The sequence below is a fragment of the Mycobacterium sp. 1245805.9 genome (assembly GCF_001672915.1).
Lineage (GTDB): Bacteria > Actinomycetota > Actinomycetes > Mycobacteriales > Mycobacteriaceae > Mycobacterium.
Genome location: NZ_LZKR01000077.1, coordinates 56,194 through 70,791 on the forward strand (window position 1 = coordinate 56,194; position 14,598 = coordinate 70,791).

Genomic DNA, 14,598 nt, shown 5'->3' on the forward strand with positions numbered 1-14,598 from the left:
TCGTCTCGCAACCCACGAGGATCGGACGCGATGAGCCACCCCGACGTACCCCGAAACGAGGTCGGTGTCGCCTCGCTGCTCGTCGGCATCGTCGCGCTGCTCACCTGTTGGCTGCTGATCGGGGTGCCCTTCGGCATCGCGGCGGTGATAACCGGCGACGTCGCCCGCCGGCGAGTGCAGCGCGGTGAGGCCAACAATCCCCGAATCGCCGTGGCGGGCATCGTATTAGGTGCGATCTCGATCGCGGCGGGGCTCGCCGCGATCGGTTACTACGCCTGGCGGGACGCCCGCTAATTGCGCGGCAGGCCGAGCACCCGTTCGGCGATGATGTTCCGCTGGATTTCGGAGGTGCCGCCGGCGATGGTCGCGGCGAAGCTACGCGCGTAGCGGTCGAACCAGCTGCGGTAGTGGCTGTCCAGGTCCAACGGTGCGAACGGCGCGGTGACCGCGTGGTAAACGAGACCCTCGGCGCCCGCGGCATTCAGCGCGTCCTCGGCGGCGCGTTGCAGGGCCTCCGAACCGAGCAGCTTGAGCACCGACTGGCCCGGCACATCCTCTTCCCCCCGAGCGGCGCGGGCCAGGGCCGCCGACCCCAGCAGTCGCAGCGCGTAGGAGTCCATCACCAGGGTGGCGTAGCGATCCCGCTCGAGCGGTCCGGACGGGCGGAAGTCGGCGGTCAGCCGGTGCAACAGGTCGACGTAGCCCATCCACAGCATGATCCGTTCGTGGCCCAGCGAACCGGTTGCCACCCGCCAGCCCTCGTCGAGGCGACCGATCAGGTTCTCGGCGGGGACCCGCGCGTCGGTGAAAAACACCTCGTTGAAATCGATTTCGTCGCCGTCGCACACCGACGCGAACGGGCGGCGCACCACGCCGGGAATGTCGGTCGGGATCATCAATGCGCTGATGCCCTTGTGTTTCGGCTTGCCCGGGTCGGTGCGCACAAACGTCAATAGCACGTCGGCGTCGTGGGCGCCCGACGTCCACACCTTCTGCCCGTTGACCACGAAGTGGTCACCGTCGAGCACCGCCCGCGTTTTCAGCGACGCCAGATCCGAACCCGCACCCGGTTCGCTCATCCCCAACGACGCGGTGATCTCGGCCCGCAGAATCGGCACCGCCCATCGCCGCTGCTGCTCCGGGGTGCCGAAGGTCAACAACGACGCCGCGATGATGCCGACGCCCTGCGGATTGAAACTCTGATAGATGCGCCGGCGCCCCAATTCCTCCAAGTAGACGTATTGCTGCAACAGCGTGGCGTTGCGACCGCCGAATTCCGGCGGATTGCCGGGCAGCAGCCACCCGCTGTCGAAGAGCAGCCGCTGCCAGCGCCTGGCCCACTCAGGAATGTGGGAACTGGACCGCGGCCGCTCGACCGCCTCCGCCGCCGAGGGAAGGTGCGCGTCCAGGAAGGCGACCAACTCGGCGCGAAACGCCTCGACGTCGGCATCAAAGGTCAGTTGCACAGCACTCCTGCGAAAGACGGTTTCCGGGTTCTCGGGGACAGCGCGGTTCGCTCTTGCGATTAAGCTTCCATACACGCGTCTAAGAGAATAGTATTCTCGTGGTACGAAAGTTACAATCTCCCGACACGGCGTCCATAGGGGGTCGAGCGAACCGATGGCACGGCGTTCTCCGGTAGAGTCCAACCATGTTCTCCCCACGCGGCAATCGTCCGAGCCGACCGTGACCAGCCCGAGCGAAGAGCCGGCCTGGAAGCAGCGCGCCGTCGAGCGGTCGATCAAGACCGCGAAATTGCGCGCGGCACAGCGCGTTCAGCGCTTCCTCGACGCCGCGCAGGCGATCATCATCGAGAAGGGCAGCACCGACTTCACCGTCCAGGAGGTCGTGGATCGCTCCCGGCAGTCGTTGCGCAGCTTCTACCTGCAGTTCGATGGCAAGCACGAGCTCTTGCTCGCCCTGTTCGAAGACGCACTGAGCCGCTCCGCCGATCAGATCCGCGCAGCCACGGAAAGCCACACCGACGCGCTGGAGCGCCTCAAGGTCGCAGTCGAGCTGCTGTACGAGTCTTCGCGTCCCGACCCGACGGCCAAACGACCACTGTTCACCGACTTTGCCCCGCGGTTGCTGGTCACGCACCCGGCCGAGGTCAAGGTCGCGCACGCGCCGCTGCTGGCGTTGCTCACCGAGCTCATGGAGGCCGCCGCGGAGGCCGGCAAGCTGCGCGCCGACATCAACCCGAAGCGGGTGGCCGCGATGACCATGCAGACCGTGATGTTCATCGCACAATCCAGTGGCGGCTCCGACGACGCGACGGTCCATCCCATCACGGCCGACGAGGCCTGGGACTTCTGCTCACGCGGATTCGTCGGCTAGCGACCTGTAACAAAACGAGCAAATAGCGCTCGCCATTGCCAGGCGAGAATGAAGTTCTCTATTATCTAGAACGGGAATTCGCCGAAATGGATCTGGCGTTGACGTACGCCGGCGGGGGATGCCGAGTCGGCTGTCCTCCGCCGAGCCATCGAGGAATGAGGTAGTAACCATGACCGGACGTGTCGAGGGCAAAGTCGCCTTCATCACCGGGGCCGCGCGCGGTCAGGGCCGCAGCCACGCGGTGCGGTTGGCGCAGGAGGGCGCCGACATCATCGCGGTCGACATCTGCAAGCCCATCCGCGAGGGCCTCGCGGAGGGCTCGGCGATCCCCCCGTCGACACCGGAGGACCTTGCGGAGACGGCCGACCTCGTCAAGGGACACAACCGCCGGATCGTCACCGCCGAAGTGGACGTGCGCGACTACGCCGCACTGAAGGCCGCCGTCGACAGCGGTGTGGAGCAGCTCGGCCGGCTGGACATCATCGTCGCCAACGCCGGCATCGGCAACGGCGGTGAAACGCTGGACAAGACCAGCGAAGAGGACTGGACGGAAATGATCGACGTCAACCTGTCGGGGGTGTGGAAGACGGTGAAGGCCGGAGTCCCGCACATCCTGGCCGGCGGGCGCGGCGGATCGATCGTCCTGACCAGTTCGGTCGGGGGGCTCAAGGCGTACCCGCATACCGGGCACTACGTCGCCGCCAAGCACGGCGTGGTGGGCCTGATGCGCGCGTTCGGAGTCGAGTTGGGGCAGCACATGATTCGGGTCAACTCGGTGCATCCGACGCACGTGAGCACCGCGATGATCATGAACGAGGGGACGTGGCGGATGTTCCGGCCGGATCTGGAGAATCCGGGTCCCGACGACATGGCGCCGATCTGCCAGATGTTCCACACGCTGCCGGTCCCGTGGGTGGACCCGATCGACATCAGCAACGCGGTGCTGTTCTTCGCCTCCGACGAGTCGCGCTACGTCACCGGTGTGACCCTGCCGATCGACGCGGGTAGCTGTCTGAAATAGTCCGTCCTATGGACGGATTTGACGGACGCGCCGCTGTCGTGACCGGTGGGGCTAGCGGCATCGGCCTGGCCACCGCCAGCGAGTTCGCCCGTCGCGGGGCCCGGCTCGTGCTCGCCGACGTTGACCAGCCCGCGCTGGAACAGGCGGTCGAACACCTGCGCGGCGAGGGGTTCGACGCGCACGGGGTGACGTGCGACGTGCGCCATCTCGAGGAGATGGTTCACCTCGCGGACGAGGCGTTTCGCCTGCTCGGCCAGGTTGACGTCCTTTTCAGCAACGCCGGCATCGTGGTCGCGGGTCCGATCGCGCAGATGACGCACGAGGACTGGCGCTGGGTGATCGATATCGACCTGTGGGGGTCCATCCACGCCGTCGAAGCGTTCCTGCCGCGGCTGCTCGAGCAGGGCACCGGGGGCCACATCGCGTTCACCGCGTCGTTCGCCGGACTGGTCCCCAACGCCGGCCTTGGGGCGTACGGCGTGGCCAAGTACGGCGTCGTGGCCCTGGCCGAAACGCTGGCCCGCGAGGTCAAGGACAACGGCATCGGCGTTTCGGTGTTATGTCCGATGGTGGTCGAAACCAAGTTGGTGTCCAACTCGGAACGAATCCGCGGCGCGGATTACGGCCTGGCGGCGACGCCCGACGTGACGGGTTCGCTCGGGCCGCTGCCGGCGCAGGACCAAACGCTGGGTGTCGACGACGTGGCGCGGCTGACCGCCGACGCGATCCTGGCCAATCGTTTGTATGTGCTGCCGCACGAGGCGGCGCGCGCCTCGGTCAAGCGTCGGTTCGAGCGGATTGACCGGACGTTCGACGAGCAGGCCGCCGAGGGCTGGGCCCATTAACGGTTCGCACCGGGATGAACAGCGCCGCGGCCGCCACCACGAGCAGCGGCAGCAGGATTCCGTTCAGCGTCGCGTCCCGGGTGTTGTACATCTGCAGCATCGACAGGTGATACAGGCAGTGCAGCGCGTTGAAGACCAGCCACGTCACCGCCGTGACCCGGACCAGGGTTTGGTTGGCGACCAGGACAAAGGTCACCGCGGTCAGCGCCGTCAGTGCCAGAAACATTGCCCCGACGTCCTTGACGAAGTGCTCGTTGAACGGCCCGAGTTGCGGGAGCCAGCTCATGCCGAAACCGGGAAAGTTGTCATACCAGTGCCGCGGCGCCACGTAGGCCCACCCCCCCGTGACGGCGCCGCCAGCGCCCAAGAGGGCCAATACGCTTCGATGAAGTAGTGCGTCCATACCGTTTAGACGCCGCAGCAGCCGGAAGTGTGACGACGCCGGCAGCGACTTTGGCCGGCGGCCTATATCGCAGGTGCGCCGCCGATGACCCCGTCCGCTTCCAGCTCCGCGATCTCCGCCGGGGTCAGGCCCAGCGCGGTGAGCACCTCGTGGTTGTGTTGACCGAGCGTGGGTGCGGGAGTCGTGTGGAAGCGCCCGGGGCCACCGGAGAACCGCATGGGCACGGTGCTGAGCTTGGCCCGGCCGTTAAGCGGGTCGTCGACATCTTCGAAGAAGTCGCGAAATGCAAGCTGCGGCAGCTCCGTTTGGCGGTGGGGCTGCATCACCTTGGCCACCGGCACGCCGGCGTCCCATAGGGCAACCACGATGTCGTCGCGGCTGCGAGGCTCGCACCACGCGGCCAGCCGCTCATCGATCAGGTCCTGGTAAGCCCGCCGCCCGGCGTGGGTGGAGAGCTTGGGATCGGTTGCCCACGAAGGTGATCCGATCGCACCGCACAGCCGCTCCCACTGATCGTCGGTTTGCACCGCGATGGCGACCCAGCTGTCGGGCCGGCCGAATTCGTCGATGTCGGCACTGCGGTAAAGGTTTTGGGGCGCCGCCGTCGGCCCGCGATTGCCGGCGCGCTGCAGCAGCGCCCCGTAGGCGGTGTACTCGATGACCTGCTCGGCGGAGATGCTCAGCGCCGCATCGACCATCGAGGCCTCGACCAGCAGCCCGTGTCCGGTGCGGCGCCTGTACTCCAGCGCCAGCAGCAGGGCGTTGAGGGCATGCACACCGGCGTTGGGGTCACCGATCGAATACGGCTCATACGGCGGGCGGTCGGGGTAGCCGGTGAGCCAGCTCAAGCCGGATGCCGATTCGATCGCGTAGGCGAACGCCGGGTTGTCGCGCCACGGCCCGTCGAGCCCGAAGCCGGGCATGCGCAGCATCACCGCGTCGGGCCGAACCGCTTGGACCGCCGCGAAGTCCAGGCCGATCTGGTCCAGCACCCGGGGGGTGAAGTTCTCCACGATCACGTCGCACGTCGCGATGAGCCGCAGCAGCACCTCCCGCCCCTGCGGGCGCTGCAGGTCCAGCGCCAGGCCCCTCTTGTTGGTGTTCAGCGCGGCGAAGATCGGCGACTTGTCCCACCACCGGTTTTCGGTGCTCGGTATCCCGGCGATGAGCCGGGTGCCGTCTGGCCGGCGGGCCGACTCGACGTGGATGACTTCGGCGCCGAGCATGGCCAGAAAGTGGGTGCAGCAGGGCCCGGCCCAGAAGGTGGTCATATCCAGTATCCGAAGTCCGCTGAACGGCAAGGGCTTCGGCGGCCTCGCGGTTTCCGGCGCGGACCGCGAGGTCACGCTCGCGGCCCGGTACCGCGCGGTGTGCTCGCCCAACCGCGGCGCGGCCGCCGGCCGCCGGAGCGTCGCGGGCCACATCCGGTAGGGGTGGTTTGGCTGTTGGAAGTCGCCGCGCGGGTTGCGCACGAACGAACCTCGTTCGACGAAGTGTTCCAATGACTCGACGTTGGCGCCGTTGGCGACCGGCGCGTTGGGGATCCGGAAGGCCGTCGCGAGTTCGCGGATCTCGTCGACCAGGTTGGCCTCGACCCAGGCGTAGATGTCCTCGGCGTGCAGGTTTGCCTGCTCGGTGATGGTCAGCGGCGATTCCTCGTCGATCCACTCCGGGTGACCGATCATCGCGCACAGGTCGAACCACTGCTGCGCGGTCCCGCAGCCGAGGTCGACCAGACCATCCTTCGCCTGGGCCACGCCCGGTACAGTGAGGCGCCTCGCGTCCCGCCAGGGGCGGCCGAGCATCTCGAAGTAGGTCACCGGATAGTAAGTCAGGCAGAGGATCTGGGTCTCCAGCATCGACAGGTCGATGATCTCCCCGGGTCCCGACGAGCCGTCGCGGCGCGCCCGCGACGCCAGGGTCGCGGCACTGGCGTAGGCGCCGGCCATATACTCACCGACCTGGCCGCCGACGAAGACGGGTGCCCGTTCCGGCAGACCGCGGCCCAGCCCGACGATCCCGCCCGACCATGCCTGCAGCGTGAATTCGGTTGCCGCCCGGTCTCGCCAGGGGCCCCGCAGGCCGAACGGCGTGATCGAGGTGACGGTCAGATGTGGGTGTGCCCGATGGATCGCCTCGGGCGTGAACCGTTCGGCCACTTGCGATCCCCGAGACCACACCACCGCGTCCGCCGCGGCCAGCAGCCGGGTGACCAAGTCGATGTCGTCGCCCACCGCGGGGTCGGCGACCACGCTGTGCTTCGACCCGGACAGGAAGGCGAACAGCGCCCCGTCGGTGTCGGGCGGGATGGGCGCGCCCGAGGACGACCACCGCCGCAGCGGATCGCCTTCCGGTGCTTCGACTTTAATGACGTCGGCGCCGCCGTCGGCGAGGAGCTTCGTGCAGTAGGCGCCCGCTATTCCGGTGGAGAGGTCGACCACCGTGCAGCCGGCCAAGGGTGGTTCGGCTCTCGGTTGGTCACTCATGCCCGCCACGACGGGCTCGAGGTCAGCACCTCGGGGCCGTCGGCGCCGATCAACACCGCCTCCCGGCCAAACACCGCCCCGACGCCCCGCTCCCAGACGTAGCCCGTCACGGCCAAAACCATTCCCGGCTCGAGTCGTTCGTCGGCCGCGGTACGGGGAAGGTGCTTCGACACAACCGGCGGGTCGAAGCCCAGGCCCAGGCCCCGGGCCACCGGCATCGGGGGCGCCGCTTCGCCGGCGGCCTCGTATGCCGCCAGCAATTCGGCGGCCGCGGCGCCGGGCCGGCAGGCGTCGATCAGCCTCGCCCACAGATCGTCCCAGCGACGATACAGGGCGGGCGCGCCACTGACTTCCCCCGCCGGCCAGGTGCGCCCGACCTCGCCCATGTAACCTCCGGCAAGCACGCCGGCCGAAAACGCAACCAGGTCACCGTCTTTGACGCGGCCATCGCCGGGAACCCGCCGCCACGAGTTTTCCCGCGAGGTGATCCAGGCGAATTCCTGGTTGGACGGCGTGCTCACACCGCCGGCCGCCATGGCCTCCAGCATCACGCCGGCCAGCGTCTGCTCACGCACGCCGGGGTGCAGCTCGGCCACCGCGGCGGCCAGGCCGGACTCGGCCACCACACACGCTTCCCGCAGCGCGGCGACCTCCTCGGCGGTCTTGACCCGCCGCGCGGCGCGCATCGCCAGCTCGCCGTCGACCAGCTCGGCATTGGGGAACGCCGTTGGCAGCAGCTGCGCGAAAGCCGGTGAGAGCGCGTCGGTTCCGACGCGGCGGGCCGTGGCCGCGCCATCGATGCGTTGCAGCACCGACATGGTCTTTGCCGGGTTCCACGAGATGCCGTACAGGTTCTCGTGGGGGATGTCTTCGGGGACGCCTTCGTCCCACGTGCTGAGCAAGTGAATGGCGCCGGTCGCCCGCACCAGGACGCAGGACGGGCCGAACGGCCGGGTACCGGCGACCCACAACTGCGGGGTGCCGGTGACGTAGCGGATGTTGGCCTGCCGACCCAACACCAGCACGTCGAGGTCGTGCGCAGCCATCTGGTCCAGGGCGCGCTGACGGCGGCCCGACCGTAGCGCCCGCTCGTCGGGCAAGACGTCAACGGACATGGGAGCCGTACGGGGCGTAGGGGTAGTCGGTCAATCGAGTCGAGCCTTCCTCGGTTATCACCACGACTTCTTCGCTGCGGTAGCCGCCGGTGCCGTCCTCCCAGACCACCGGCTCGAGCACCAGCACCATTCCCGACTGCAGGACGAAGTTGTCGTCGAACTCCTGACCGAGATCCGTTCCGATCATCGGCATTTCGGCCGCGTTAACCCCGATCCCGTGGCCGAGGTAGAAGTGCGGCAGCCACGGCCGGGTGCCGTCGTTGGCCGCGATGGCGGCCCTGCCCAGGTCCCCGGCGGTGGCGCCGGCGCGCTCCACGGCCTCGACGGCGGCCATGATGTTCTGCCACCTCTCGAACTGCGCCTGCTGACGAGGCGTCGGCTCCCGACCGACGATCCAGGTGCGGCCGAAGTCCGAACAGTAGCCGTAGTAGGTGATGCTGACGTCGGTCCACAGGACGTCCCCCGCGGCCAGTTCGCGCTCGGTGCTCAGCAGCGGCAGCGCCAGATCGCCGTGTGTCGTCCAGACCCCTTCGGCCTTGCTCGGCGGCATCACCTGCCAGATCGGTTCCAGCATGCTGGCCATGGCGCCCAACTCGAAGGCGCGCCGCAAAAAGCTTGCGGACAGGTCGATCTGGCGGACGCCCGGGGCGAGGGCCTTGTGCACGTCGATCATCGCCTCGTCGGTGATCCGGATGGCGGTGCGGATGCAGGCCAGTTCGTCCGGGGTTTTGACGACCTTGGCGGCGCTGACGATGCCCGCCGCGTCGGCGGGAGCGCCGTTGGGGAACAACGACTTCGCGGCTCGCGACATCGCGCCGGTGCACTCGTCCACCGCGATCACCGCGCCGGCCGGTATCAGCTCGGCCAGCTGGCGAGCGAAATCGGCTACGCCTTCGTCGAATTCGAGATAGACCGGCCCGTGCAGGTGGTCGGCGGGAAGCTCCGACTCGTGCGCGAGGCCCTCGCGGAACGGCAGGAAAAGGTGCGGCCATTCGTCGTCGGCCAGCACCACGGCCACCGGCCGCTCGACGTAGGACAGGCCCGCATCGCCCAGCGGCCAACTGGTTCCAGTCGCGTACACCACCGCGTTGTTGCCCAGCAGGACCATCGCGTCGACACCGCGTTCCGCCATCGCCGAGCGCAGCCGAGCGCCGGTCTCGCGACGCATCCGGCCCAGGTCCGGAGTTTCGGGGATCACCAGACTGGAGCCCGACTGTGCCAGCACCGTCATTACGCCACCCCTACAGGCCCAGGAATTTGGTGATGTTGCCGCTGACGATCCGCACCGCGTTCTCGGGTCCGACCGCGTCGACGACCGCCGCCAGCGACTTCTCCGAGTAGCCGTAGGTGCTTTCGTTGTGCGGATAGTCGCTGGACCACATCACCCTGTCCACCCCGATCTTGTCGATCAGCTCCAGGCCCAGCGGATCGACCATGAACGACGCGCTCATGTGGTTGTCCCAGTAGTAGCGCACGTCGTGCTCCAGCGGCCGGTTGAACATGTGCTGATAGGAGGCCACCAAATGCTCGGCGTCCTGCAGCGCCCAGGGAACCCAGGAGATCCCGCCCTCGAACCAACCGAGGCGCAACGTCGGGTGCCGGTCGAGGATGCCGCCAAAGATATACTTGGCGAACGTTTCTCGGAAGCCGTCGATGTTGATCATCATGCCGACGACCACGCTGTTGAACTCAGTCGGGCTTTTCGGCGGGGTCTCACCGATGTGGTGTGTGATCGGGAGGCCCGACGCCTCGATCTCGTCCCAGACGGGATCCATCGACGTGCTCGAGTAGTCGATCGGGTTGCCGTCGTCGTCCTTGCCGGGATTCAGCGGCATCAGGAATGTCTTGATTCCCAAGGACTTCAGCTCGTCCAACGTCTTCCGCGTGCCCTTCGGGTCCCACCAGTTGATCAGACCGGCGCCGTAGAAGTGGCCGCCCGAGCGGTCCTGGAGCTCCGCGATGTATTCGTTGTAGATGCGGAACGTGAGCTCGCGAAGTTGCTTGTCCGGGTAGTGGAAAAGCGCGAGCACCGCGTTGGGGAACGCGAGCTCTTTGTCGACGCCGTCGTCGTGCAGCTCCTGGATCCGGGCCTCGATGTTGGTGCTCGCGGCCCCGGGCAGGTCGTCGTACTGCATCAGCACCGCGCTGAAGTCGCCGGGGAGGAAGGATTGACCCTTACGCCCGACCTGGTATGCGCCGTCCTCGTACCAGATTCGCGGTGCCTTGTCCTTGAGGTCGTCGGGAAAGCGTTGGTAGAAGATGTCGTCGGCCAGGGAGATGTGGTTGTCCGCGGAGAACACCACGGTGCCCTCCGGCAGGCCGACGTTGACGCCGCCCGCGTGCCCACGGCGATCCTTCGGTGCGCCAAAGCCTCCGGGCGGGTAAAGCGACGGGGCGCTGGTCTGTGTCGTCATCGTTGACTCTCCATTCGGATCGACATTTCGGGCTGCTTGCTTAAAGATCTCACCAGGTGACCGGCAGTTCGTACACGCCGTAGGCGAGCCGGTCCTCCTTGAAGGGCACTTCCTCGAACGGGATCGCCAACTCCAGCGTGGGGATGCGGCGGAACAGTCTCGGAAAGACGATCTGCAGCTCCGCGCGGGCCAGCTGTTGTCCCACGCACTGATGCCTGCCATAACCGAACGCGACATTGCGATCGGCCCCGGACCGGTGCAGGTATAGCCGATCGGGCTCGGTGAAGGCGTGCGAATCCCAGTTCGCCGGAGCCAGGTCGATGATGATGCCTTCGCCGGCGCGGATGACCTCTCCGGCAATGGTGATGTCTTCCAATGCGACCCGGCGCTGGCCGTTCTGGATGATGCTGAGGTAGCGCAACAATTCCTCGACCGCATTGGCGACGATCTTGGGGTCGTCGGCGTCGCGGATGACGGCCAACTGGTCGGGATTTTCGAGCAGCGCGAGCACGCCGAGCCCGATCATGTTCGCGGTCGTCTCGTGCCCGGCGATCAGCAACCCGGTGCCCAACTGGGCGGCCTCCTTCACGCTGAGCTCCCCGGCCTTGACCCGCTCGGCCAGATCCGACACCGCGTCCTCGGCCGGGTTTTCCATTTTGGCCTCGACCAGCTGGCTAAGGTATTTGTGCAGGCTCATCGCGCCCTTGGCGGTGTCCTCCCCCGTCGCATACCGCGCGAGCCCGACAGTGGCGTGGTGCTGAAACATCTCCGCGTCCTCGTATGGCACCCCGAGCAGCTCGCTGATCACCAGCGACGGGACCGGCAGCGCGATGGCGCTGACGATGTCGGCCGGCTTGGGGCCGGCCAGCATCGCGTCGATGTGGTCGTCGGTGATCTGCTGGATGTTCGGCCGCAGCCCCTCAACCCGCTTGAAGGTGAAGGGCTTTGACAGCATGCGCCGGAATCGGGTGTGTTCCTCGCCGTCGGACGTGAAGACCGACCGCGGGCGCTTGTGCACCGTGGCCAGCATGCCCGCGTTCCAGTGCGGAAATCCTGGCGCCCGGTCGTCGACGCTGACCCGGGAGTCGGAAAACAGTTCGCGCACTTGGTCGTAGCCCGTGATGAGCCACGGCGTGCTGCCGTCCCAGATCCGAACCCTGGACAGCGGCTTGGTCTCGGCGAGCGCCATGACGTCCGGCGGCGGCGCAAAGGGGCAGCGGGCATCGCGCGCCATCGGGTAGTCCGGGATCTGCGGATCCGCTTTGGTCTCGGTGCTCGTCAGGGTGTCTGACATTTCATTCCTCGATGTGGATGGCCAGCGCGGGGCACGCCGCAGCCGCGCGGCGCGCGCCCTCGGCCTGCTCGGGTGATGGATTCGGATTGAGCAACACGACGACACCGTCGTCGTCGCGCTGGTCGAACACCTCGGGCGCGTTCATGACGCAGTTGCCCGAGGATGCGCAGATGTTCTGGTCGACGGTCACTTTCATTCGGAGGCCCCTACTCGTCCGGCGTCACGGGCGCCAGCCACAGGCCCACGATCGCGTCGATGAGGCCGGCTGCGGCGGCGCGCCAAGACGATTGGTGCATCGTGGAACCCGCCGCCAGCGCGCGTTCGCGGTCGGCGCAGGTGTGCATCAACAGGTTGCGGGCCATGATGTTGCGCTCGAACCGCACCTCGGCCGGCAGGTCGGGCAGGCAGCCGTTGATCCCGTCGACGACCTGCACCAGCGACGGCGAGCTGAGCGCGCCCTTGACGATGATGTTGTAGTACGCCGGGTCGGTCATCGCCTGCGCGGCGAAGCGCGCGTACCAGGTGGGGTTCCCCAGCTCCGCCAGGTGGTCGGTGAGCGGGCGCACCAGGCAAGCCACCCAGTCCCGCATCTCGGCGACCCGACCATCGTGGGTGCCCGATTCCAGCAGCTCGGCCACCATCTGTTCGCGCAGCTGCTCGACGGGACCGCGGTGTTTCTCCTCGATGGCGCGGACCAGGTCGGCCTTGGTACCGAAGTGATAGCCCACCGCGGCGTTGTTGCCCTGACCGGCGGCCTCGCTGACCTGGCGGTTCGACACGGCGAACATGCCGTGCTCGGCGTATAGCCGCTCGGCGGCCGCCAGGATCGCCTCCTGGGTGGAGCTGGCCCGCTCGGTCCGAACGGTCCTGCCTGCGGTGGTCATTCCGCTAGTCAACCTCGTCGATCAGTTTAAGTCAAGCGCTTGATTTAAATTCGTCGGCCGAAGGCGGTCATTCCCTGCGCTTGGACCGGATGACCTTGCCCGCGACCGTCCCGCCGTCCACCGGCAGCACGGTTCCCGTGACGTAGCGCGACCGGTCGCTGGCGAAGTACAGGGCCGCCTCGGCGACGTCGTCGGGCGTGCCCTCGCGCTTCAGCGGCCGGTCGTCCCGCATCGTTTGGCGAATCGACGCCTCGAACCGCTCGAGTTCCTCCCGATCCATGTCCAACGCCGACTTCGACACCAAGGGCGTGGGGATGTTGCCCGGCGCGATCGCGTTGACCCGAACCTCGTAGTGTGCCAATTCGATTGCGGCGCATTTGGTGAATTGGTTGACGGCCGCCTTGGACGCGCGATAGGCCATCACGCCGCCGCCGGCTTGGATCCCGCCGATCGAGCTGATGTTGATGATCGAACCGCCGCCGTGCTCGGCCATGTGCCGCGCGGCATCCCGGGTGCCCGCCATCACCCCCAACACGTTGACCGCCATGACGCGGTGGAAGTCGGCCAGGTCGTCGTCGAAGAACCGCCGATGCATCTTGCTCGAGACGCCCGCGTTGTTCACCATCACATGCAAACCGCCGAACCTCTCCACGGCCGCAGCCACCAGCGCCCCGACCTGGTCCACATCGGAGACGTCAGTTCGCCGGAAGGCCGCGTCGGGCCCCAGCTCCGCCGCCAGCTCTTTGCCCCTCGCGGCTTCGACGTCCGCGATGACGACGCGTGCGCCCTCTTCCACGAACCTGTGCACGATGCCGCGACCGATACCGGAAGCGCCGCCGGTGACTACGGCTACCTTGCCCGCCAGATCGTTGACCACACGACGAGTTAATCGGCGTCGGCGGCGTTAAGTCAAGCAATTGATTTAAGCGCGCTTCCGGGCTGCCTATCAGCATTCGGGCGGAAGTGGAATGCTGAACCCACCGGTTCATCGGCTATCTCGGGAAGGCTCGAACATGAAGGTTTTGGTCATCGGCGGCACCGGGCTCATCGGCTCGCAGGTCATCGCGAATCTGACCGAGATGGGACACGAGGCGATCTCGGCCTCACCGCGTTCGGGCGTCAACGCTGTCACCGGAGAGGGTCTCGCCGAAGCGGTGGCGGGCGTGCACACGGTGGTCGACGTGTCCAACTCGCCGTCCTTCGACGACGACCCGGTGATGGAGTTCTTCACCGCGTCGACGCGAAACATTCTCGCCGCGGAGCGCGCGGCCGGTGTCCCGCACCACGTCGCGCTCTCGATTGTGGGTGCCGACCGCGCCCCGGACAGCGGCTACATGCGGGCCAAGGTCGCCCAGGAGAAACTGATCGAGGAGTCGGGAAACCCGTATTCGATCGTGCGGGCGACGCAGTTCTTCGAATTCGTCACCGCCATCGCCGATTCGGCAACCGACGGCAACACGGTCCGCCTGCCGAACGGGGCGTTTCAGCCCATCGCCGCCAAGGACGTCGCCACGGCCGTCACCGGCGCAACGATCAGCGGTCCGACCAACGGCATCACCAACATCGCCGGCCCCGAAAAATCCGGCATGGCCGAGTTCATCCGGACCGCGCTGGCCGCGTCGAACGATCCGCGCGAAGTGGTGGGAGACCCCGCGGCGCAGTACTTCGGTACCGCGCTGGACGAGCACACCATCGTTCCGCTCGACAGCGAGGACGCGACGATCTACCCCACCCGCTTTGCCGACTGGATCGCGTCCCGGAGTTCCAGCGCCGCGCATTAGGCGCCGGGATGATTTGAC

General features: G+C 67.3%; 15 protein-coding genes. 5 read left to right on the forward strand and 10 right to left on the reverse strand.

What is annotated here, in order from left to right; all coding sequences use genetic code 11:
* Positions 1-30: 30 nt before the first annotated feature.
* Positions 31-294 carry a DUF4190 domain-containing protein gene (locus A9X00_RS11765; RefSeq protein ID WP_067153069.1) on the forward strand — a complete coding sequence of 88 codons (264 nt, stop codon included), beginning with the start codon at positions 31-33 and terminating at the stop codon, positions 292-294.
* Here A9X00_RS11765 and A9X00_RS11770 read toward each other — a convergent pair.
* The gene (locus A9X00_RS11770) at positions 291-1,466 is read right to left on the reverse strand and encodes an acyl-CoA dehydrogenase family protein (RefSeq protein ID WP_067153071.1); all 1,176 of its coding nucleotides are present in this window, start codon (positions 1,464-1,466) and stop codon (positions 291-293) included. The genes A9X00_RS11765 and A9X00_RS11770 overlap by 4 nt on opposite strands.
* Before the next feature lie 220 nt (positions 1,467-1,686).
* Between A9X00_RS11770 and A9X00_RS11775 the strand changes: the two genes are divergently transcribed.
* The 3 genes from A9X00_RS11775 to A9X00_RS11785 all read left to right on the forward strand — a co-directional run bounded on the left by A9X00_RS11775 (position 1,687) and on the right by A9X00_RS11785 (position 4,203).
* Positions 1,687-2,337 carry a TetR/AcrR family transcriptional regulator gene (locus tag A9X00_RS11775; RefSeq protein WP_066936788.1) on the forward strand — a complete coding sequence of 217 codons (651 nt, stop codon included), beginning with the start codon at positions 1,687-1,689 and terminating at the stop codon, positions 2,335-2,337.
* A 169-nt stretch (positions 2,338-2,506) separates the two neighbouring features.
* Positions 2,507-3,358 (forward strand): mycofactocin-coupled SDR family oxidoreductase, encoded by an 852-nt coding sequence (locus A9X00_RS11780; protein WP_067153073.1) that lies wholly within the window; start codon positions 2,507-2,509, stop codon positions 3,356-3,358.
* An 8-nt stretch (positions 3,359-3,366) separates the two neighbouring features.
* Positions 3,367-4,203 carry an SDR family NAD(P)-dependent oxidoreductase gene (locus A9X00_RS11785; RefSeq protein WP_067153076.1) on the forward strand — a complete coding sequence of 279 codons (837 nt, stop codon included), beginning with the start codon at positions 3,367-3,369 and terminating at the stop codon, positions 4,201-4,203.
* Here A9X00_RS11785 and A9X00_RS11790 read toward each other — a convergent pair.
* From A9X00_RS11790 to A9X00_RS11830, 9 genes are all read right to left on the reverse strand, one after another.
* Positions 4,136-4,579, reverse strand: coding sequence for a hypothetical protein (locus tag A9X00_RS11790; protein ID WP_197515139.1), 444 nt, complete (start codon positions 4,577-4,579; stop codon positions 4,136-4,138). The genes A9X00_RS11785 and A9X00_RS11790 overlap by 68 nt on opposite strands.
* 89 nt (positions 4,580-4,668) lie before the next feature.
* On the reverse strand, positions 4,669-7,092 hold the full coding sequence (locus A9X00_RS11795; RefSeq protein ID WP_067153133.1) for a CaiB/BaiF CoA-transferase family protein: 2,424 nt from the start codon (positions 7,090-7,092) through the stop codon (positions 4,669-4,671).
* Positions 7,089-8,207, reverse strand: coding sequence for a Xaa-Pro peptidase family protein (locus tag A9X00_RS11800; RefSeq protein ID WP_067153080.1), 1,119 nt, complete (start codon positions 8,205-8,207; stop codon positions 7,089-7,091). The genes A9X00_RS11795 and A9X00_RS11800 overlap by 4 nt, the downstream gene beginning before the upstream one ends.
* Positions 8,197-9,438, reverse strand: a complete 1,242-nt coding sequence (locus A9X00_RS11805) for a Xaa-Pro peptidase family protein (RefSeq protein ID WP_067153082.1) — start codon at positions 9,436-9,438, stop codon at positions 8,197-8,199. The genes A9X00_RS11800 and A9X00_RS11805 overlap by 11 nt, the downstream gene beginning before the upstream one ends.
* A gap of 10 nt (positions 9,439-9,448) precedes the next feature.
* A complete protein-coding gene (locus tag A9X00_RS11810) occupies positions 9,449-10,510 on the reverse strand; it encodes an amidohydrolase family protein (RefSeq protein ID WP_197515140.1) in 1,062 nt (353 codons plus the stop codon).
* A gap of 160 nt (positions 10,511-10,670) precedes the next feature.
* Complete coding sequence (locus A9X00_RS11815) at positions 10,671-11,915, reverse strand: cytochrome P450 (RefSeq protein ID WP_067153086.1); 1,245 nt, start codon at positions 11,913-11,915, stop codon at positions 10,671-10,673.
* 1 nt (position 11,916) lies between these two features.
* On the reverse strand, positions 11,917-12,111 hold the full coding sequence (locus tag A9X00_RS11820; protein ID WP_067153088.1) for a ferredoxin: 195 nt from the start codon (positions 12,109-12,111) through the stop codon (positions 11,917-11,919).
* Between the two features lie 10 nt (positions 12,112-12,121).
* On the reverse strand, positions 12,122-12,799 hold the full coding sequence (locus A9X00_RS11825; protein ID WP_067153090.1) for a TetR family transcriptional regulator: 678 nt from the start codon (positions 12,797-12,799) through the stop codon (positions 12,122-12,124).
* 67 nt (positions 12,800-12,866) lie between these two features.
* Positions 12,867-13,676 (reverse strand): SDR family NAD(P)-dependent oxidoreductase, encoded by an 810-nt coding sequence (locus tag A9X00_RS11830; protein ID WP_067153092.1) that lies wholly within the window; start codon positions 13,674-13,676, stop codon positions 12,867-12,869.
* 136 nt (positions 13,677-13,812) lie between these two features.
* On the opposite strand from A9X00_RS11830, the gene A9X00_RS11835 reads away from it, so the two are divergent.
* Positions 13,813-14,580, forward strand: coding sequence for an SDR family oxidoreductase (locus A9X00_RS11835; RefSeq protein WP_067153094.1), 768 nt, complete (start codon positions 13,813-13,815; stop codon positions 14,578-14,580).
* Positions 14,581-14,598: the final 18 nt, after the last annotated feature.

Coding starts and splice junctions, on each gene's coding strand:
- A9X00_RS11765 (WP_067153069.1), top strand. CDS start 31: ATGAGCCACCCCGACGTACCCCGAAACGAGGTCGGTGTCGCCTCGCTG.
- A9X00_RS11780 (WP_067153073.1), top strand. CDS start 2,507: ATGACCGGACGTGTCGAGGGCAAAGTCGCCTTCATCACCGGGGCCGCG.
- A9X00_RS11785 (WP_067153076.1), top strand. CDS start 3,367: ATGGACGGATTTGACGGACGCGCCGCTGTCGTGACCGGTGGGGCTAGC.
- A9X00_RS11795 (WP_067153133.1), bottom strand. CDS start 7,092: ATGAGTGACCAACCGAGAGCCGAACCACCCTTGGCCGGCTGCACGGTG.
- A9X00_RS11800 (WP_067153080.1), bottom strand. CDS start 8,207: ATGTCCGTTGACGTCTTGCCCGACGAGCGGGCGCTACGGTCGGGCCGC.
- A9X00_RS11805 (WP_067153082.1), bottom strand. CDS start 9,438: ATGACGGTGCTGGCACAGTCGGGCTCCAGTCTGGTGATCCCCGAAACT.
- A9X00_RS11815 (WP_067153086.1), bottom strand. CDS start 11,915: ATGTCAGACACCCTGACGAGCACCGAGACCAAAGCGGATCCGCAGATC.
- A9X00_RS11820 (WP_067153088.1), bottom strand. CDS start 12,111: ATGAAAGTGACCGTCGACCAGAACATCTGCGCATCCTCGGGCAACTGC.
- A9X00_RS11825 (WP_067153090.1), bottom strand. CDS start 12,799: ATGACCACCGCAGGCAGGACCGTTCGGACCGAGCGGGCCAGCTCCACC.
- A9X00_RS11835 (WP_067153094.1), top strand. CDS start 13,813: ATGAAGGTTTTGGTCATCGGCGGCACCGGGCTCATCGGCTCGCAGGTC.